The sequence below is a fragment of the Kitasatospora sp. NPDC058965 genome (assembly GCF_042741245.1).
GTDB lineage: Bacteria > Actinomycetota > Actinomycetes > Streptomycetales > Streptomycetaceae > Kitasatospora.
This window is the reverse complement of sequence record NZ_JBHYKG010000180.1, coordinates 1-17154: the sequence shown is the minus strand read 5'-3', so window position 1 is coordinate 17154 and position 17154 is coordinate 1. Positions and strand designations below refer to the sequence as shown.

Sequence of the window (17154 nt, the reverse complement as noted above, 5' to 3'; positions counted from 1 at the left end):
GCTGCCGGTGGAGCGGCAGCGGCCGCGCCCGCAGGCGGGTGCCGGGCGGGGTCCGGGCTTCAGCTTCTTCGACCGCGGTGCGGCGGTGCGGGCGGCCGCTCCGGCGCCGTCGGTCGGCTCGGTGACCGAGCTGGGCGAGCAGCGCCCGCCGGTGGCGGAGCCGACCGGGCCGGCCGAGCCGGACCTGGCCGACGTGCTGGGCGACGAGGTGGCCGACACCGACCCCCGGGTGGTCGACCTGACCCCCGAGGACGAGACCGAGCTGCTGGACCTGGGCGAGCTGCGCCGCGGCCGGATCTGAGGCCCGCGCCGCGGCCGGGCGGGCCCCCGGGCCCGGCTCAGATCCGCGGGTAGCGGGCCAGCACGGTCCAGACGTGCGGGTTGTCGCCGAGCTGCGGGTGCAGGTCGATCAGGTCCGCCAGCACGTCCTGCAGGAAGTCCCGGGCCTCGCGGCGCAGCTCCTGGTGGCGGACCACCAGCGGCTCCTCGTCCAGCCAGGTCGCGGTGATCTCCACGTGGCCGAACCGGCGGGCGAACCGCAGCAGCTCGGTGTTCTGGGTGAAGTCCAGGTCGGCGGTGCGCAGCGCGGCCGCCCGGCTGCCGCGCGGGTCCTCGTCCAGCTGCTCCACGACGTCGCACAGGGCCCAGGCGAAGTCCAGCACCGGCACCCAGCCCCAGGCCGTGGAGAGTTCCAGCCGGTCCTCGGCGACGTAGACGTCCCCGCAGAACAGGTCGTGCCGCAGCGCCTGCACGGAGGCGGTGCGGTAGTCGGTCTGCGGGGGGTCGGGGATCCGCAGCGAGAGGGAGTAGCCGAGCTCGATCACGGGCTCATTTAACCGCGTGACGACGCGCGGCCCGGCCGGGGATGATGGGCCCATGCCCGAGCCGATCCGCGTCCGGGGTTCGGTGGTCGTTCCCGACGCCGAGCTCGTCTGGCGCTTCTCCAGGTCCAGTGGCCCCGGTGGCCAGCACGTGAACACCTCCGACACCCAGGTCGAGCTGCGCTACGACCTGGCCGCCTCCGCCGCGCTGCCCGAGGTCTGGAAGCAGCGCGCCCTGGAGCGGTTGGCCGGGCGGCTGGTGGACGGCAGGGTGCTGGTGGTGCGGGCCAGCGAGCACCGCTCGCAGTGGCGCAACCGCGAGGTGGCCGCCGCCCGGCTGGCCTCGCTGCTGGGCGAGGCGACCGCGCCGCCGCCCAAGACCCGCCGGCCGACCAAGCCCGGTCGCGGCCTGGTGGAGCGCCGGCTCTCCGACAAGCGGCACCGCTCCGAGCTCAAGCGTTCCCGCTCGGTGCCGCGCGGCGAGTGAGGGAGTGAACGGACGGGTGCCGGTCGCCGGTCAGCCGATCCGGCGGTAGTTGCCGCGGAAGTAGACCAGCGGCCGGCCGTCGGGGTCCGGGACCAGGGCCTGCAGCACCCGGCCGAGCACCAGGGTGTGGTCGCCCGCCGGTATCCGCTGCTCGGTGCGGCACTCGACGGTGGCCAGCGCCCCGGTCACCAGCGGCGCCCCGCTCAGCGGGCCCGCGGTGTGCGGGGTGTCCGCGAACAGCAGCCGGTCGCTCAGCCGCCCCTTCATGGCGAACCGGGCGGCCAGGGCCCGCTGGTCCTCGCCCAGCAGCGAGACCGCCCAGTGGTCCGACCGGGACAGCAGCTCGTCCATCCGGGAGTCCTCGCGCACCGAGATCAGCACCAGTGGCGGCTCCAGCGAGACGGACAGGAACGAGGTGGCGGTCATCCCGGCCGCCTCGCCGTCGTCGTCGACGGTCACCAGTGCCACCCCGGCGGCGAGCTGGGACAGGGCGGCCCGGAACTCGTCCGGTGTGGCGAGGGGGGCGGTCGGGTGCGGGGACGGGGACGGCGATGCCTGCGACAACGTGGACACGTACCGCACGGTAGCCCGCGAGCCGCCCCGCCGGTATCCGGCGGTGGTCCTAGGCCTCCAGACCCCCCGTGCGGGACGTCCACGACCGAACGGGAAGGAGGCCATCGCCGAATCGTGTCCGGGCATGACCGAGATGAACCGGGTTTGCCTGTCTATGCGTTCTGTGATTTGGGTCACAAGTGACGACCTATTGCTGACCGAGCGTGCCGATCGTTGTGCTCGCTGTGATTCAGTTCTTCTGGCAATCGGACGATAACCATCAAGACCTATCCGAAGAAGCCGGGGAGCCCCCGCATGGAAGCCGAGTCGGAGCCGTACGTCCGCCTGGCGACCCTCCGCACCTTGCACCGGGTCGTGGCGGACCTCAACGCTGCCCGCAGCCTGGCGGGCACGCTGCAGGCCGTGGTCGAGGGCTCGGTGCACGGGCTCGGCTTCGACGCCGCGGCGGTGAGCCTGGTGCGCCCGGACGGCGACCTGGTGGTGGCGGCCGTCTGGGAGTACGAGGAGCGCGAGTACGGCGGGCCCTCGGTGCTGCTCGGCCAGATCGGCTCCCGGGAGTCCTGGGACCGGCTGCTGGCGGTGGCCGACCACTGGGGCACGCTGCGCTTCCTGCCGCACGACCGCGGCTGGGCGGTGGGCCCGGACATCCCGCGCTGGACCGGGGACGGCCCGCTGCCGGTCTACGCCAACGACTGGCACCCCGAGGACGGGCTGCTGGCCCCGATGTACAGCGCCGGCGGGGACCTGCTCGGCGTGCTCAGCGTGGACCGCCCGCGCAGCGGCAAGCGCCCGGGCGCGTGGACCCGCGAGGCGCTGGAGATGTTCTCGCTGCAGGCCTCGATCGCGATCGGCAACGCCCGGCTGCGGGCCGAGATGCAGCGCGCGCTGGCCCGGCTGGAGAAGGAGCAGCAGGCGCTGCGGGCCAGCGAGGAGAGCTTCCGGCAGGCCTTCGAGTACGCCCCGAGCGGGATGGCCATCACCGAGCTGCACGGCGCCGCCCGCGGCCAGCTGACCCGGGTCAACGACGCGCTGTGCCGGCTGCTCGGCCGCCCGCGGGCCAGCCTGCGCCACCAGAGCTTCCTGGACCTGGTGCACCCGGAGGACCGCAGCCTGCTGGAGCGCACCAGTGCCGAGAGCGGCCGGGCCGAGCTGCGGCTGGCCCGGCGCGACGGCGGCTACCAGTGGGTCTGCCTGCGCAACTCGATCGTGGCCGACGCCGCCGAGGGCCCGAGCTTCCTGCTCACCCACGTCGAGGACATCGAGGAGCGCAAGCGGCACGAGCTGCAGCTGGCCCACCGGGCCAGCCACGACGCGCTCACCGGCCTGCCCAACGGGGCCGAGCTGCGGGCCCGGCTCGGCCGCCGGCTCTGCGCGCTGCCGCAGGGCCCGGGCGGGGCGGCGGCGCACGGGGCCGCCGGACCGGCCGGCTGCGCGCTGGAGGGAGCCGCCCCGGCGCACGCCTCGGCGGGCTTCTACGGGCCGCACAGCCCGCGGTCGGGGTCGGACGTCCCGGCCTGGGTCGGCGGGCCGCTGGCGGGCGATTACGGGGACGCTGAGGCCGCGGCCCGCTCCACCGTCGTGCACGGCTACGCCGAGCGCGGCGTGCCGGTGCCCGAGCACCCGCAGCACGCGCACCCGCAGCACGCGGCCCCGGCCCACGCCGGCGAGCAGCACGTGCACGCGGTGGTGCCGGGCGATCCGGAGACCGCGCCGGAGGCCTGGCCCGGCCCGCCCCCCGGTTCGCTCGGTCCCGGCCACCGCAGCGGGCCGCCGAAGGGCCTCGCGGTGCTCTTCTGCGACCTGGACGGCTTCAAGTCGGTGAACGACCGGTTCGGCCACAACGCCGGCGACGCGGTGCTGGTGGAGGTGGCCCGGCGGCTGCAGCAGGTGGTCCGCGAGGGTGACACGGTGGCCCGGCTCGGCGGCGACGAGTTCGTGGTGCTGGCCGACGGGATCAACCAGGACGAGGCGGCCGACCTGGCGGTGCGGCTGCGCAACGCGATCGTGCCGCCGATGCGGATAGCCGGGCGGGTGATGCGGGTCGGGGTGAGCCTGGGGATCGGCTGGGCCGGCTGCGGGATGAGCATCGACGAGGTGCTGCACCAGGCCGACAAGCGGATGTACGACGAGAAGCGGGCCCGGGGCGGCGCGGTGCGCGGCGCCCGCGGCGAGCGCTCGCACCGGCGCGCGGTCTGAACCCCTGTAGGGTGCCGGGGGCGGCGGGTCACCTGGGCCCGGCGACCAGGACCGGCAGTGGGGAGTGACCAGCGCGATGACGGCCAGCAGCCACGGGCCCGAGGAGGCCGACGGCCGGACCCCGCAGGAGGAGGACCCGTTCGGGTACCTCTACCGTCCGGCCGAGGGCGAGGACGCGGCCGCCCAGCCGCGCACCGCCTACCGCCCGATGGAGGTGGGCCGCGCCCAGTACGGCCAGCAGCCCTACGGGCAGCAGTCGTACGGCCAGCAGCCGCCCCGCCCGCAGCAGCCCCAGCCGCCGCGCGGTCCGGGCGGCGACGCGACCACCCAACTGCCGCACCAGCAGTCCCGGTACGCCGAGCGGTCCCGCCCGCAGCCCGGCGAGGTGGAGCCGCGCGGGCGCGGCAAGGGCCCGGTGATCGGCGTGGTGGCGGTGGTCGCGGCGATCGCGATCGGCTCCGGCATCGCGCTCTCCGGCAACGACGGCAAGACCAAGGACAACGCGGGTCCGGGCCCGGCCACCAGCGCGGGGCACGCCTCCCCGTCCGCGAGCGGCTCGCCCGGGGCCTCGGCCAGCGCCGCCCCGAGCGCCACCGCGCCCGGCGTCAGCTTCCTGGACGCGGCCAAGGCGCAGGCCCAGGGCGCCCAGCTCGCCGCCACCGTGAAGGGCGCGATCTCGGCCGACGGCAGCTACCTGACGCTCCAGCAGGGGGCCTCCGCCACCTGGACGGTGACGGTGCCGACGGCCGGTCAGTACAAGTTCTGGATCCACTACAGCAACAACGGCGACCCGGTGAAGACCGCGGTCACCGTGAACGGCCAGGACCACCCGGGCGGCACCACGTTCAAGAGCTGGAGCAAGGGCGGCGACCCGTCGCAGGCCTGGTCCTACACGAACATATGGCCCCAGCTGCAGGCCGGCACCAACGCGATCACCGTCTCCCCGGCCGGCGGCCCGGTCCTGGTGGACCAGGTCGCCGTGACCGGGATGGACGCCAACGGCGGCTACCCGACGGCCTCGGCCACCGGCTGACTGTCCGTCAGGGCCACCACCGCCGCGAGCTGCGCGACGGTGGCGGCCATCGCGGCCCGGGCCGGGGCCAGCACCTTGCGCGGGTCGACCGCCTCCGGGCGCTCGGCCAGCGCGGCCCGCAGCGCCGGGGTGAAGGCGGTGTTCAGCGCCGTGCCGATGTTCACCTTGACCAGGCCGGCCGCCACCGCGGCGCGCAGGTCGGCGTCCGGCACCCCGGAGCTGCCGTGCAGCACCAGCGGCACCGGGACGGCCGCGGCCAGCCGCGCGATCAGCGCGTGGTCCAGCGCGGCGGTGCGGCTGGTCATCGCGTGCGAGCTGCCGACCGCCACGGCCAGGGCGTCCACCCCGGTCGCGGCGACGTAGGCGGCGGCCTCGGCGGGGTCGGTGCGGGCGCCGGGGGTGTGCGCGGGCAGCGGGGGCTCGCCGTCCTTGCCGCCGACCCGGCCGAGCTCGGCCTCCAGGTGCAGGCCGTGCCGGTGCGCGAAGGCGGCCGCCTCGGCGGTGGCCGCGACGTTCTCGGCGTGCGGCAGCGCGGAGGCGTCGAACATCGCGGACGAGAAGCCGGCCGCGGGTGCGGCTCGCAGCAGCTCGAAGTCCTCGACGTGGTCCAGGTGGAGCGCGGCGGGCACCGCGCAGCCGGCCGCGACCTCGGCGCAGGCCCGGGCCAGCGGCAGCAGCCGGCCGCCGTGGTAGGCCACGGCGTTCTGGCTGATCTGCAGCACCACGGGGGTGCCGGCGGCCTCGGCGCCGGCGGCGATCGCCTCGGCGTGCTCCAGGGTGATCACGTTGAAGGCGGGCAGGCCGCGGCGGTCGGCGGCGGCCCGCGCGAGCAGGTCGGCGGTACGGGCGAGTGGCATGGGTGTCCCTCGGGAGGTGTACGGGTGCGGTGGCGCCGCACGCCTCCCGAGGGAAACCCGAGTCAGACTCGGGTCGACCGGGAGAAGCGCTCGGCGCCCTTGACCCACTCGCCGCGGCGGACCACGGCGACCAGGTCGTAGCTCTCGGAGTCGAGGACCGCCAGGTCGGCGTTCTTGCCGACGGCCAGCGAGCCGATCGAGTCGGCCAGCCCGAGCAGGGCGGCCGGGGTGGTGGAGACGGACTGCACGGTCTGGGCCAGGCTCAGCCCGTTGACCAGGACCGAGCGCCGGAAGGCGACGTCCAGGGTGAGCGTGGAGCCGGCGATCGAGCCGCCCTCCACCAGCCGGGCCACGCCGTCCTCCACCCGGACCTGCAGCGGTCCCAGCGGGTAGAGGCCGTCGCCCATGCCGGCCGCGCCCATCGCGTCGGTGATCAGCGCGACCCGCGCGGCGCCGGCCGTGCCGTAGGCCAGGTCCAGCACCGAGGGGTGCAGGTGGACACCGTCGTTGATCAGCTCGACGGTGACCCGCTCGTCCTCCAGCAGCGCCACGATCGGGCCGGGCGCGCGGTGCTGGATGCCGGGCATCGCGTTGAACAGGTGGGTGGCGACGGTGGCGCCGGCCTCGATCGCCTCCAGGGTCTTGGCGTAGTCGGAGTCGGTGTGGCCGACCGCGGCGATCACCCCGAGGTCGGTCAGCATCCGCACCGAGTCCAGGCCGCCGGGCAGCTCCGGCGCCAGCGTGACCATCCGGGCGGTGCCGCGGGCGGCGTCCACCAGCTTGCGCACCAGCGCCGGGTCGGGGTCGCGCAGCAGGTCGGGGCGGTGCGCGCCGCAGCGCCCCGGCGAGATGAACGGGCCCTCGAAGTGGACGCCGGCCAGCACCCCGTCCTCGACCAGCTCGGACAGCACCGCGGCCTGCCGGCACACCTCGTCGATCTCCCCGGTGACGGTGGAGGCGATCGTGGTGGTGGTGCCGTGCTCCAGGTGGGTCCGGGCCGCGGTCAGCGCCTCCTCGGCGCTGCCGGAGGCGTAGGAGGCGCCGCCGCCGCCGTGCACGTGCAGGTCGACGAAGCCCGGGACCACCGTGTACCCGGTCAGGTCGAGGTCGCCGGCCGTCGGTTCACCGCCGATCTCGGTGATGGTGGTGCCCGAGAAGGCCAGCCGGCCGTTCTCGACCACGCCCCCCGGCAGGACCAGCCGGGCTCCGGCCAGTGCGACACGCGGCTGTGCCGCAGGATTCAAAGCCGCGTCCGCGGTCACGCGGTCACCTCCGTCGAGAGCAGGTCCCAGGCGAGCAAGCCGGCGCCCAGGGCGGCAGCGGTGTCTTTGAGCATGGCCGGAACGACCTTCGGGGGCATCTGGAAGGTCAGCCGCTCGGTCACCGCTGCGTGCAGGGGAGTGAAGAGCGTGTCACCGGCCTCGGCCAGCCCGCCGCCGACGATCACCGTCGACGGGTCGAGCAGGCTCTGCGCCAGCACGATGCCGTCCGCGAGGGCGTCGACCGCGCGCTGCCAGACCGCCAGCGCCGCCGGATCGCCGGCGTCGACCGCCTGCGCGCAGGCGGCCGCGTCGGCGGCCGGGTCGCCGCTGGCCTCGGCCCAGGCCCGGGAGACCGCGGAGGCCGAGGCCAGCGTCTCCAGGCAGCCGCGGGCGCCGCAGCCGCAGGCCGGACCGCCGGGACGGACCACCACGTGGCCGATCTCGCCGCCGTAGCCGTGCGCGCCGGCCTCGATCCGCCCCCCGATCCCGATCGCGCCGGCGATGCCGGTGCCCAGCGCGATGAAGAGGAAGCGGTCCACCCCCTGACCGGCGCCGATCCGCCCCTCGGCCAGTCCGCCGGAGCGGACGTCGTGGCCGAGGGCGACGGGCAGTCCGCCGAGGCGCTCGCCGAGCAGCTTGCGCATCGGCAGGTCGCGCCAGCCGAGGTTGGCCGAGAAGACCGCGATCCCGTTCTTCTCGTCGATCGTCCCCGGCACGGCGACCCCGGCCGCGAGCGGGCCGTGGCCGAATCGGCTGCGGCCCTCCTCGGCGAGGTCGGCGGCGAAGTCGAGGATGGTGGCGACCACGGCGTCCGTTCCGTGCTCCCGCCCGGTCGGTCGGCGTGCTTCGAACAGCACGGAGCCGTCCTGGGCGAGCAGCGCGGCCTTCATGCCGGTGCCGCCTACATCGAGTGCGATGACGTGCTTCACGGGGGACAGTTTCCCTTGACCGAGGAGGAGAGGTCTAGTCCAGTGGTCGTATTGGTCTGAGCCACGGAGGGTGAGCTTGGTCGCTCCCCGGCGGTGGTCCGTCCTGCCGGGTGTTCCCCGCGCGGGTCGCCGCTACCCGGTCAGAGCTGCACCGACCTGGTCAGCGAGCGGGGATTGTCGACATCCAGACCGCGGGCGCCGGCCACGGCCACCGCGAGCCGGTGCACCCGGACCAGGTCGGCCAGCGGGTCCAGGCCGCCGGCCTGCGAGTCGGCCACCAGGTGGCCGCCGGTGCGGGCGACGTCCCGGTCCAGGCCGGCCGGCAGGGTGCCGAACATCCAGGCGGCGCGGCCGGGCGAGGTGATCGCGATCGGGCCGTGCCGGTACTCCATCGCCGGGTAGGCCTCGGTCCAGAAGGCCGCCGCCTCGCGCATCTTCAGCCCGGCCTCCAGGGCCAGGCCGTTGGTCCAGCCGGCGCCCAGGAAGGTGATCTGATCGGCCGTCAGCACCGCGTCGGGCAGCGGCTCGGCCAGCGCCCGCTCGGCGTCCGCGGCGGCCTGCGCCACGGTGCCGGTGCCCGCGGGCCGGGCGTCCTCGGCCTCCAGGTGCGCGCGCAGCAGGGCGAGCGCGGTGGTGGCGAACCGGGTCTGCACCACCGAGCGCTCGTCGGCGAAGTCCAGCACCACGGTCCGGTCGGCGGCGGTCATCACCGGGGTGGCCGGGTCGGCGGTCAGCGCGGTGGTGGCCACCGTGCCGCGCAGCCGCTCCAGCAGGGCCAGCACCTCGGTGGTGGTGCCGGACCGGGTGATCGCCACCACCCGGTCGTAGCGCCGCCGGTGCGGGAACTCCGAGGCCGCGAAGGCGTCGGTCTCGCCGTGCCCACCGGCCTCGCGCAGCGCGGCGTAGGCCTGGGCCATGAACCACGAGGTGCCGCAGCCGACCACGGCCACCCGTTCCCCGCGCTGCGGCAGCGCGCCGGCGGCCGGGCCGGCCAGTGCGGCCGCGCGGCGCCAGCAGTCCGGCTGGGTGGCCAGTTCTTCGGCGGTCAGTGAGCTGTCGGTGGCGGTCATGCCAGGGCGCCCCTCTCGTCTCTGCGTGAAACTGATTGATTTATAGCTCTTTCGCGCACGATTGCGCAATCCCCTGGGAGAGGTCCGAACCGCCCTCCGGTCCGTGCCCCGGCTGTGCGACGCTGTCTCATCACCTGCCGGTCGACCTTGAGGGAAGGCACTGCGTGTCCAGATACGAACGGTGGAACGGACTGCTTGAACTCCTGGCCGACCGCGGCAAGTTGGAGGTCGAGGAGGCGGCGGCCGCGCTCGGCGTGTCGGCCGCGACGATCCGCCGGGACCTGGACCAGCTGGCCCGTCAGCAGATGGTCACCCGCACCCGCGGCGGTGCGGTGGCGCACAACGTCTCCTACGACCTGCCGCTGCGGTACAAGACCGCCCGCAACGCCGGCGCCAAGCAGCGGATCGGCCAGGCGGTGGCGGGGCTGATCGCCCCCGGCGAGGTGGTCGGGCTGAACGGCGGCACCACCACCACCGAGGTGGCCCGGGCCCTCGCGGTGCGCCCGGAGCTGACCGACCGGGCCGAGGCCGGGGCCGGCCAGCCGCTCACCGTGGTGACCAACGCGCTCAACATCGCCAACGAACTGACGGTCCGTCCGTCCGTGAAGATCGTGGTCACCGGCGGGGTGGCCCGTCCGCAGTCGTACGAGCTGATCGGCCCGCTGGCCGCCACCGTGCTCGGCGAGCTCACCCTGGACGTCACCGTGCTCGGGGTCGACGGGCTGGACGTGAAGGTCGGCGCCACCGCGCACCACGAGGGCGAGGCCAGCGTCAACCGGCTGCTGGCGGAGCGGGCCCGCAAGGTGGTGGTGGCCGCCGACTCCTCCAAGCTCGGCCGGCGCGCCTTCGCCCGGATCTGCCCGCTGGACGGCATCGACGTGCTGGTCACCGACGAGGCGGTGGACGAGGAGCTGGCGGCGGCCGTCGCCGACGCCGGGGTCCGGGTCCTGACGGTCTGACAGCCGATCGAGACCGGCGTTGCGCCCCGCGCAACGCCGGCGGGCAACTCGGTAACGTTCGGTGACTCTGGTGTAGACCACAGCGGCGCGGTTTGGAAACCTTCTGGCCACCTTCCCCACCCTCGCCCGAAGGCGGTCAGCTCCCTTGAAGTCCCGGCTCAGTGCTGCCCTGGCGAGCAGCGTGCTGCTGCTCTCCGGCTGCGGCGTCCTCGGTATCGGCGGCGACGACCAGGTCACCCTCAAGCTGGTGGCCGCCGACTACGGGGACAACCCCGGCAACAGCTCCCAGCACTACTGGGACGACCTGGCACAGAAGTTCCAGGCCACCCACCCGAAGATCAAGGTCTCGGTCCAGGTGATCAACTGGACCGACATCGACGGCGCGGTCGCCACCATGATCAAGGCCGGCCACTCGCCGGACCTGGTGCAGACCGGCGGCTACGCCGACCAGGTCGCGGCCGGCCGGCTCTACCCGGCCCGCGACGTGCTCTCGATGGACACCGAGGCCAACCTGCTGGACGCCTTCAACCGGGCCGGCCAGGTGCTCGGCACCCAGTACGGCATCCCATTCGTCTCCTCCTCGCGGACCTTCTTCTACAACAAGGCGATCTTCGCCAAGGCCGGCATCAGCAAGCCGCCGGCCAGCTGGGCCGACCTCAAGGCGGACGCCGCGCTGATCAAGGCCAAGGTGCCCGGGGTGATCCCGTACGCGCTGCCGCTCGGGCCCGAGGAGGCCCAGGCCGAGTCGATGATGTGGACCATGAGCGGCGGCGGCGGACTGACCGACGACGCCGGCGTCTACACCCTGGACAGCCAGCAGAACGAGGACACCTTCAACTGGCTCAAGGCCAACCTGGTCGACCCCCGCCTGACCTACCCCGACCCGGGCACGGTGGGCCGGGCCACCGCCTTCGACGACTTCGCCAAGGGCAAGGTGGCGATGCTCAACGGCCACCCGGCGCTGGTGCAGAAGGCGCAGAACGGCCACATCGACTACGGCACCGCGCCGATCCCGCGCAAGGACCCGCAGGCCAAGGACCGCACCCTGGGCGTGGCCGACTGGATGATGGCGCTGCGCGCCAACAACCACCGCAGCCAGATCCGGGACTTCCTCAACTTCGTCTACAGCAAGGAGAACACCCTCGCCTTCGACGAGGAGTACAACCTGCTCCCGGTCACCCAGGACACCCTGGACGAGATGACCAACAGCGGCAAGCACCCCGACCTCAAGCCCTTCCTGGACGCGCTGCCGAACGCCAACTTCTACCCGCTCGGCGACCCCGCCTGGGACACGGTCAGCGGCCGGGTGAAGACCGACATCGGCAAGGCGGTCAAGGGCGACCCCGGCCCGGTGCTGAGCGCGCTGCAGCAGTTCGCCGAGGAGGAGTCCAAGCGGCAGCGGGTGCAGTAGGCACAATGGCCGGGTGACGGAACTGACCGAACGGGAGCAGGCGGTGCTGGCCCTGGAGGCCCGGACCTGGCGCACCCAGGGCGCCAAGGAGCAGGCGGTCCGCGAGCAGCTGGGCGTCTCGGCGACCCGCTACTACCAGCTGCTCAACGCCCTGCTGGACCGGCCCGAGGCGCTCGCCGCGCAGCCGGTGCTGGTCAACCGGCTGCGCCGGATCCGCGAGGCGCGCCGGGCCGAACGCTGAGGGTTAGCCCGGCGGCCGCCCCGGGTAGGTTGGCGGCCATGGGCATCGCGCTGGAACCGACCACCCCCGCCGGCCGGGCGGGCCTGGCCGCACTGCTGGCCGATCCGGCCGGCGCCGTGCTCGCCTTCGACTTCGACGGCACCCTGGCCCCCATCGTCGCCGACCCCGAGCAGGCCCGCGCGCACCCCGGCGCGGCCCCGGCGCTGGCCCGGCTGGCCCCGCTGACCCGCGCGCTCGCCGTGGTCACCGGCCGCCCGGCGCTCGGCGCGGTGCGGCTCGGCGGCTTCGACCGGCACCCCGGCCTGGGCGGCCTGGTGGTGCTGGGCCACTACGGCGCCGAGCACTGGGACGGCGCCACCGGCAAGCTCACCGCCCCGCCGCCGCCCCCCGGGGTGGCCGCGGTCCGGGCCGAACTCCCGGGCCTGCTGGCCGGGCTGGCGGCGCCCGCGGGCACCGCGATCGAGGACAAGGAGCGCTCGCTGGCGGTGCACACCCGGCGCACCGCGGAGCCGGACGCGGCGCTGGCGCGGCTGCGCGGACCGCTGGCCGAGCTGGCCGCCCGGCACGGCCTGGTGGTCGAACCGGGCCGGATGGTGCTGGAGCTGCGCCCGCCCGGCGTGGACAAGGGCGCGGCGCTGACCGGCCTGCTCGCCGAGCGGGGCGCCCGCGCGGTGCTCTACGCCGGCGACGACCTGGGCGACCTGGCCGCCTTCGCGGCCGTGGAGCGGCTGCGCGGCGAGGGCCTGCCCGCGCTGCTGGTGGCCAGCGGCCCGGTCACCGGCGAGCCGCCGGTGCGCGAGGTGGCCGAGCGGGCCGACCTGGTGGTGCCCGGGCCGGCCGGGGTGGTCGAGCTGCTGGAGGCGCTGGCTCAGGAGTTCAGCGCGGCCAGCTGATCCAGGAACCACTGCTGCGGCGAGAGCGCGGTGGCCGCGGCGGCCAGCCGCTTGGTCCGCTCGGTCCGCTCGGCCGGGGGCATCGACAGCGCCCGGTGCAGCGCCTCGGCGGTGCCCAGCACGTCGTACGGGTTGATGCCGATCGCGTCCTCGGCCAGCTCCGCCCAGGCGCCCGCCTCGTGGGACAGCACCAGCGCGCAGCCCGCCTCGGAGACCACCGGGACCTCCTTGGCCACCAGGTTCATGCCGTCCCGGATCGGGTTGACCAGCGCCACGTCGGCCAGCCGGTAGGCGGCCAGCGAGCGGGCGAAGTCGTCCTCGACCTGGAGTATCAGCGGCTGCCAGTCGGCGGTGGCGAACTCGGCGTTGATCTCCTCGCTGATCCGGCGCACCGCCGCGGTGTACTCGCGGTACTCCGCCAGGTCCTGCCGGGACGGGTAGGCGAAGGCGACGTGCACCACCTCGCCGCGCCACTGCGGCCGGCTGCGCAGCAGGTGCCGGTAGGCGAGCAGGCCGCGGACGATGTTCTTGCTCAGTTCGGTGCGGTCCACCCGGACGACGGTGCGCCGCGGCCCGACCGCGGCCCGCAGCGCCGCCAACCGCTCGTCCACGTCCGCCCGGTGCGCCCGCTCGCGCAGGAACTCGCCGTCCGCGCCCAGGCTGTGCACGCCGAGCCGGGTGCGGCGGCCGTCGAAGGCGACCGTCAGCGCGTCGCGGTCCACCTCGGCGCCCAGCACGTCGGCGCAGCAGTCGGCGAAGGCCAGCGCCCAGCGGCGGGTGTGGAAACCGGCCCGGTCGGCACCCAGCACGCCGGTGAGCACCGCGCGGGCCTGCTCGTCGGGCAGCAGCCGGAAGTAGTCCACCGGGGCCCACGGGATGTGCAGGAAGTAGCTGATCCGCAGATCCGGCCGGAGCTCGCGCAGCAGCGCCGGGACCAGGGTCAGGTGGTAGTCCTGCACCAGCACCGCGGCGCCCGGCGCGGCCTCGGCGGCCAGCGCCTCGGCGAAGGCCCGGTTGTAGGCGGTGAAGCCCTGCCAGCGCTGCGCGGCCGCGGCGTCGAAGGCCGGGTCGGTCGGGGTGTTGTAGAGCATGTGGTGCAGGAACCACAGGGTGGAGTTGGCCACCCCGTTGTAGGCCTGGTCGAAGACCTCGGGGTCGATGTCCAGCATCCGCACGGCCTGCCCGCCGACGTCGAAGCCGCCGCGGTCCAGCCGGCCCTGGGGCGAGCGCCGGACGGCCTCGCGGTCGGCGTCGCCGAGTGCGGCGCAGACCCAGACCGCGTGCGGGTCGTCGATCGCGGAGAGCCCCGAGACCAGCCCGCCGCCCCCGCGGCGCAGGGTCAGCGCACCGTCCGGGCCGCTGCTGAACGAGACCGGCCCCCGGTTGGAGGCCACCAGGACGCGCGCGGTCGTGAGATCGGCCATGCTCTCAACCTTGCCGGGGATCTCCGGCGGCAAACCCGGCGCGAGAAGTCGAGTACTCCGGCAGGTCGATCATCGGGGGCCGCTCGGTGGCCGCCACCGCGTGGCTGCGGGGCCGGAAACCGCCGGTTCCCGGGTCCCGGTCGAACTGGGTGAGCACCGGGCGGGCCAGGTCGTCGGCGGCCTTGAGGCGGTGGGTCCGGTCCAGCCGTTCCAGCGCGGTGCGGTAGATGGTGGCGGCCATCCGGCCCAGTGCCTGGCTGTCCTGGTGCCGGTGGTGGCGCACCCCCACGTCGACCTGGGCCAGCGCGTCCAGCCCGACCAGCTCCAGCGCGTCCACCAGCAGGCCCAGCTCCACCCCGTAGCCGGTGGGGAAGTGCAGCCGCTCCAGCAGCGAGCGGCGGGCCGCGTACTCGCCGCCCAGGGGCTGCACGAAGCCGGCCAGCAGCGGCCAGTGCAGGTTGAGCAGCGGCCGGGCCACCAGCTCGGTCACCCGGCCGCCGCCGGCCGCCACCACCGCGCCGCCGGCCTCCAGCGGCCGGTCGTACATCGCCTTGACCAGCTGCAGCCCGGGATCGGTGAGCAGCGGGCCGACGATCCCGGAGACGAAGGCCGGGTCGAACTCGCGCAGGTCGGCGTCGATGAAGCAGACGATCGCGCCGCCGGTCACCAGCAGCGAGCGCCACAGCACCTCGCCCTTGCCGGGCACCGGTGCCAGCCGCGGCAGGATCGCGTCCCGGTGCACCACCCGGGCGCCGGCCGCGGCCGCCACCTCGGCGGTCCGGTCCACCGAGCCGGAGTCGACCACCACCAGCTCGTCCACCAGCGGCAGCCGCTCCATCAGCTCGCGCCGGATCACCTCGACGATGCCGCCCACCGTGGACTCCTCGTCCAGCGCCGGCAGCACCACGCTGACCGTGCCGGCCGCGCCCGCCGCGCGCTTGGCGGCCAGCAACTGCTCGGCGGGCCGGTCGGCCGCGGTCCAGGACCGCCGGCGCAGCCAGTCGGAGGCCTCCGGCAGCAGCGCGTCCTCCTGGGGGCGCCCCCGGCCGAGGGCTGGGGGAAGCTCGGCAGGCAAAGTCTCACTCCTCGTATGGCTCGTCTCGCACCTCGGACGGTCGGGCTCAGTCGCCCGCCCTTCCGTTACAGTCTTCGTACTGCGTTCCGACCTTCGCACAGCGGGGTCGGCCAGAGCGCAGGACCACAACTTCACAGAGCTCATCCAGAGGGACTGAGGGAACGGCCCGTTGACGTCCCGGCAACCTTCCTGGCCGGCCTGTAGCAGGCCCCGGCGGGACAGGTGCCAATTCCGTCCTGTGGCGCGCCCGCGTCACGGGGAAGATGAGGAGAGAGGCCTCCGCCATCATGGCTACCGCTACCCCTGTCGAGCCGTCCGTCGACCTCGGCCCCGCCGCCCGGCTGTCCTGTCGTGAGTGCGGCACCAAGTTCCCGCTCGGTCCGAACTTCGCCTGCCTCGAGTGCTTCGGTCCGCTGGAGATCTCCTACGACTACAGCGGCTACGACCCCGAGGAGCTGCGCAAGCGGATCGAGGCCGGTCCCGCCTCGATCTGGCGCTACGCGCCGCTGCTGCCGGTGCCGGCCGACGTGGCCACCAAGCCCAACCTGAACCCCGGCTGGACCCCGCTGGTCAAGGCCGACAACCTGGGCCGTGAGCTCGGCTTCACCGCCCAGCTGCACATCAAGGACGACTCGGGCAACCCGACCCACTCGTTCAAGGACCGCGTGGTGGCCTGCGCCATCGAGGCGGCCCGGGTGTTCGGCTTCACCACGCTGTCCTGCTCGTCGACCGGCAACCTGGCCGGCGCGGTGGGCGCGGCCGCGGCCCGCGCGGGCTTCCGCTCCTGCGTCTTCATCCCGCACGACCTGGAGCAGGCGAAGGTCGTGATGGCCGGGGTCTACGGCGGCGAGCTGGTCGGCATCGAGGGCAACTACGACGACGTGAACCGGTTCTGCTCGGAGCTGATCGGCGACCCGAGCGGCGAGGGCTGGGGCTTCGTCAACGTCAACCTGCGGCCGTACTACGGCGAGGGCTCCAAGACGCTGGCCTTCGAGATCTGCGAACAGCTCGGCTGGCGGCTGCCGGAGCAGATCGTCATCCCGATCGCCTCGGGCTCCCAGCTCACCAAGATCGACAAGGGTCTGCAGGAGCTGATCAAGCTCGGCCTGGTCGAGGACCGCCCGTACAGGGTCTTCGGTGCCCAGGCGGCCGGCTGCTCGCCGGTCTCCACCGCGTTCAAGGCCGGCCACGACGTGATCCGCCCGGTCAAGCCGGACACCATCGCCAAGTCGCTGGCGATCGGCAACCCGGCCGACGGCCCGTACGTGCTGGACATCGCCCGGCGCACCGGCGGCGCGGTGGAGGACGTCACCGACGCCGAGGTGGTGGCCGCGATCAAGCTGCTGGCCCGCACCGAGGGCATCTTCGCCGAGACGGCCGGCGGCGTGACCGTCGGCGTGCTCAAGAAGTTGGTCGAGAACGGTGTGCTGGACCCGTCGAAGGAGACCGTGGCGATCAACACCGGTGACGGTCTGAAGACCCTCGACGCGGTGGCCGACGCCGGCTTCAGCGCGACCATCCGGCCCACCCTGGACTCGTTCCGCGCCGCCGGCCTCGGCTGAGCCCAGCACCGCCCCCACCCGAAGGAGGACCCGCATGACCGCCACCGTCCGCATCCCGACCATCCTGCGCCCGTACACCGACGGCGCGGCCGAGGTGAGCGCCGAGGGCGCCACCCTGGCCGAGGTGGTGGCCGACCTGGAGCAGAACTACACCGGCATCAGCGCCCGGATCCTGGACGACACCGGCAAGCTGCGCCGCTTCGTCAACGTCTACGTGGACGACGACGACGTGCGCTTCGCCGAGGGCCTGGCCACCGAGCTCAAGGACGGGGCCAAGATCTCGATCATCCCGGCCGTGGCCGGCGGCTGCTGACGCCCCTTCGGCCCCCGCGGGGCGCCGCCCGGACCCACCGGTCCGGGC

General features: G+C 74.4%; 17 protein-coding genes, 1 pseudogene and 1 riboswitch. Of the genes and pseudogenes, 10 read left to right on the top strand and 8 right to left on the bottom strand.

Features of this window, described 5'->3' with window-relative positions:
• Positions 1-301 (top strand): annotated as a pseudogene (locus tag ACFW1A_RS26070) (hypothetical protein); the annotation flags it as partial.
• A gap of 37 nt (positions 302-338) precedes the next feature.
• On the opposite strand, the gene ACFW1A_RS26065 reads toward ACFW1A_RS26070, so the two are convergent.
• Positions 339-824 (bottom strand): hypothetical protein, encoded by a 486-nt coding sequence (locus tag ACFW1A_RS26065; protein ID WP_380412491.1) that lies wholly within the window; start codon positions 822-824, stop codon positions 339-341.
• Positions 825-876: 52 nt separating this feature from the next.
• Between ACFW1A_RS26065 and arfB the strand changes: the two genes are divergently transcribed.
• The gene (gene arfB, locus ACFW1A_RS26060; protein WP_380412489.1) at positions 877-1308 is read left to right on the top strand and encodes an alternative ribosome rescue aminoacyl-tRNA hydrolase ArfB; all 432 of its coding nucleotides are present in this window, start codon (positions 877-879) and stop codon (positions 1306-1308) included.
• A gap of 30 nt (positions 1309-1338) precedes the next feature.
• On the opposite strand, the gene ACFW1A_RS26055 is transcribed toward arfB, so the two are convergent.
• On the bottom strand, positions 1339-1872 hold the full coding sequence (locus ACFW1A_RS26055; protein ID WP_380412495.1) for a flavin reductase family protein: 534 nt from the start codon (positions 1870-1872) through the stop codon (positions 1339-1341).
• A gap of 303 nt (positions 1873-2175) precedes the next feature.
• Between ACFW1A_RS26055 and ACFW1A_RS26050 the strand changes: the two genes are divergently transcribed.
• Positions 2176-4077 carry a diguanylate cyclase domain-containing protein gene (locus ACFW1A_RS26050; RefSeq protein WP_380412487.1) on the top strand — a complete coding sequence of 634 codons (1902 nt, stop codon included), beginning with the start codon at positions 2176-2178 and terminating at the stop codon, positions 4075-4077.
• 76 nt (positions 4078-4153) lie between these two features.
• On the top strand, positions 4154-5110 hold the full coding sequence (locus ACFW1A_RS26045) for a hypothetical protein (protein WP_380412485.1): 957 nt from the start codon (positions 4154-4156) through the stop codon (positions 5108-5110).
• Here the strand turns inward: ACFW1A_RS26045 and ACFW1A_RS26040 are convergent.
• The 4 genes from ACFW1A_RS26040 to ACFW1A_RS26025 form a co-directional block, all read right to left on the bottom strand.
• Positions 5083-5967: a ketose-bisphosphate aldolase gene (locus ACFW1A_RS26040; RefSeq protein WP_380412483.1), complete on the bottom strand. Its 885-nt coding sequence runs from the start codon at positions 5965-5967 to the stop codon at positions 5083-5085. The two genes, ACFW1A_RS26045 and ACFW1A_RS26040, sit on opposite strands and share 28 nt — an antisense overlap.
• A 62-nt stretch (positions 5968-6029) precedes the next feature.
• Complete coding sequence (gene nagA, locus ACFW1A_RS26035; RefSeq protein ID WP_380412481.1) at positions 6030-7229, bottom strand: N-acetylglucosamine-6-phosphate deacetylase; 1200 nt, start codon at positions 7227-7229, stop codon at positions 6030-6032.
• The gene (locus tag ACFW1A_RS26030) at positions 7226-8158 is read right to left on the bottom strand and encodes an ROK family protein (RefSeq protein ID WP_380412479.1); all 933 of its coding nucleotides are present in this window, start codon (positions 8156-8158) and stop codon (positions 7226-7228) included. Before ACFW1A_RS26030 ends, nagA begins: the two co-directional genes overlap by 4 nt.
• A 140-nt stretch (positions 8159-8298) precedes the next feature.
• Positions 8299-9228, bottom strand: coding sequence for an SIS domain-containing protein (locus ACFW1A_RS26025; RefSeq protein ID WP_380412477.1), 930 nt, complete (start codon positions 9226-9228; stop codon positions 8299-8301).
• Between the two features lie 164 nt (positions 9229-9392).
• Here ACFW1A_RS26025 and ACFW1A_RS26020 point away from each other — a divergent pair, with 164 nt between their 5' ends.
• From ACFW1A_RS26020 to otsB, 4 genes are all read left to right on the top strand, one after another.
• A complete protein-coding gene (locus tag ACFW1A_RS26020; protein WP_380412475.1) occupies positions 9393-10187 on the top strand; it encodes a DeoR/GlpR family DNA-binding transcription regulator in 795 nt (264 codons plus the stop codon).
• Between the two features lie 145 nt (positions 10188-10332).
• A complete protein-coding gene (locus ACFW1A_RS26015) occupies positions 10333-11598 on the top strand; it encodes an extracellular solute-binding protein (RefSeq protein ID WP_380412473.1) in 1266 nt (421 codons plus the stop codon).
• Between the two features lie 13 nt (positions 11599-11611).
• Positions 11612-11839: a DUF3263 domain-containing protein gene (locus tag ACFW1A_RS26010; protein ID WP_380412470.1), complete on the top strand. Its 228-nt coding sequence runs from the start codon at positions 11612-11614 to the stop codon at positions 11837-11839.
• Between the two features lie 38 nt (positions 11840-11877).
• Positions 11878-12732: a trehalose-phosphatase gene (gene otsB, locus ACFW1A_RS26005; RefSeq protein WP_380412468.1), complete on the top strand. Its 855-nt coding sequence runs from the start codon at positions 11878-11880 to the stop codon at positions 12730-12732.
• On the opposite strand, the gene ACFW1A_RS26000 is transcribed toward otsB, so the two are convergent.
• Both ACFW1A_RS26000 and ACFW1A_RS25995 read right to left on the bottom strand, forming a co-directional pair.
• A complete protein-coding gene (locus ACFW1A_RS26000) occupies positions 12708-14156 on the bottom strand; it encodes a trehalose-6-phosphate synthase (protein ID WP_380412466.1) in 1449 nt (482 codons plus the stop codon). The two genes, otsB and ACFW1A_RS26000, sit on opposite strands and share 25 nt — an antisense overlap.
• Positions 14157-14160: 4 nt before the next feature.
• Positions 14161-15177 (bottom strand): glucosyl-3-phosphoglycerate synthase, encoded by a 1017-nt coding sequence (locus ACFW1A_RS25995; RefSeq protein WP_380412493.1) that lies wholly within the window; start codon positions 15175-15177, stop codon positions 14161-14163.
• Between the two features lie 191 nt (positions 15178-15368).
• Positions 15369-15501: riboswitch (SAM riboswitch) on the top strand.
• 17 nt (positions 15502-15518) lie between these two features.
• Between ACFW1A_RS25995 and thrC the strand changes: the two genes are divergently transcribed.
• Both thrC and ACFW1A_RS25985 read left to right on the top strand, forming a co-directional pair.
• Complete coding sequence (gene thrC, locus ACFW1A_RS25990; protein WP_380412464.1) at positions 15519-16793, top strand: threonine synthase; 1275 nt, start codon at positions 15519-15521, stop codon at positions 16791-16793.
• Between the two features lie 34 nt (positions 16794-16827).
• Positions 16828-17106 carry a MoaD/ThiS family protein gene (locus tag ACFW1A_RS25985; protein WP_380412462.1) on the top strand — a complete coding sequence of 93 codons (279 nt, stop codon included), beginning with the start codon at positions 16828-16830 and terminating at the stop codon, positions 17104-17106.
• The last annotated feature ends 48 nt before the right edge of the window (positions 17107-17154 follow it).

What these genes read in the sequence shown, in the direction of transcription:
- arfB (WP_380412489.1), top strand. Translation starts at nt 877, where the DNA reads ATGCCCGAGCCGATCCGCGTCCGGGGTTCGGTGGTCGTTCCCGACGCC.
- ACFW1A_RS26050 (WP_380412487.1), top strand. Translation starts at nt 2,176, where the DNA reads ATGGAAGCCGAGTCGGAGCCGTACGTCCGCCTGGCGACCCTCCGCACC.
- ACFW1A_RS26045 (WP_380412485.1), top strand. Translation starts at nt 4,154, where the DNA reads ATGACGGCCAGCAGCCACGGGCCCGAGGAGGCCGACGGCCGGACCCCG.
- ACFW1A_RS26040 (WP_380412483.1), bottom strand. Translation starts at nt 5,967, where the DNA reads ATGCCACTCGCCCGTACCGCCGACCTGCTCGCGCGGGCCGCCGCCGAC.
- ACFW1A_RS26025 (WP_380412477.1), bottom strand. Translation starts at nt 9,228, where the DNA reads ATGACCGCCACCGACAGCTCACTGACCGCCGAAGAACTGGCCACCCAG.
- otsB (WP_380412468.1), top strand. Translation starts at nt 11,878, where the DNA reads ATGGGCATCGCGCTGGAACCGACCACCCCCGCCGGCCGGGCGGGCCTG.
- ACFW1A_RS26000 (WP_380412466.1), bottom strand. Translation starts at nt 14,156, where the DNA reads ATGGCCGATCTCACGACCGCGCGCGTCCTGGTGGCCTCCAACCGGGGG.
- thrC (WP_380412464.1), top strand. Translation starts at nt 15,519, where the DNA reads ATGGCTACCGCTACCCCTGTCGAGCCGTCCGTCGACCTCGGCCCCGCC.
- ACFW1A_RS25985 (WP_380412462.1), top strand. Translation starts at nt 16,828, where the DNA reads ATGACCGCCACCGTCCGCATCCCGACCATCCTGCGCCCGTACACCGAC.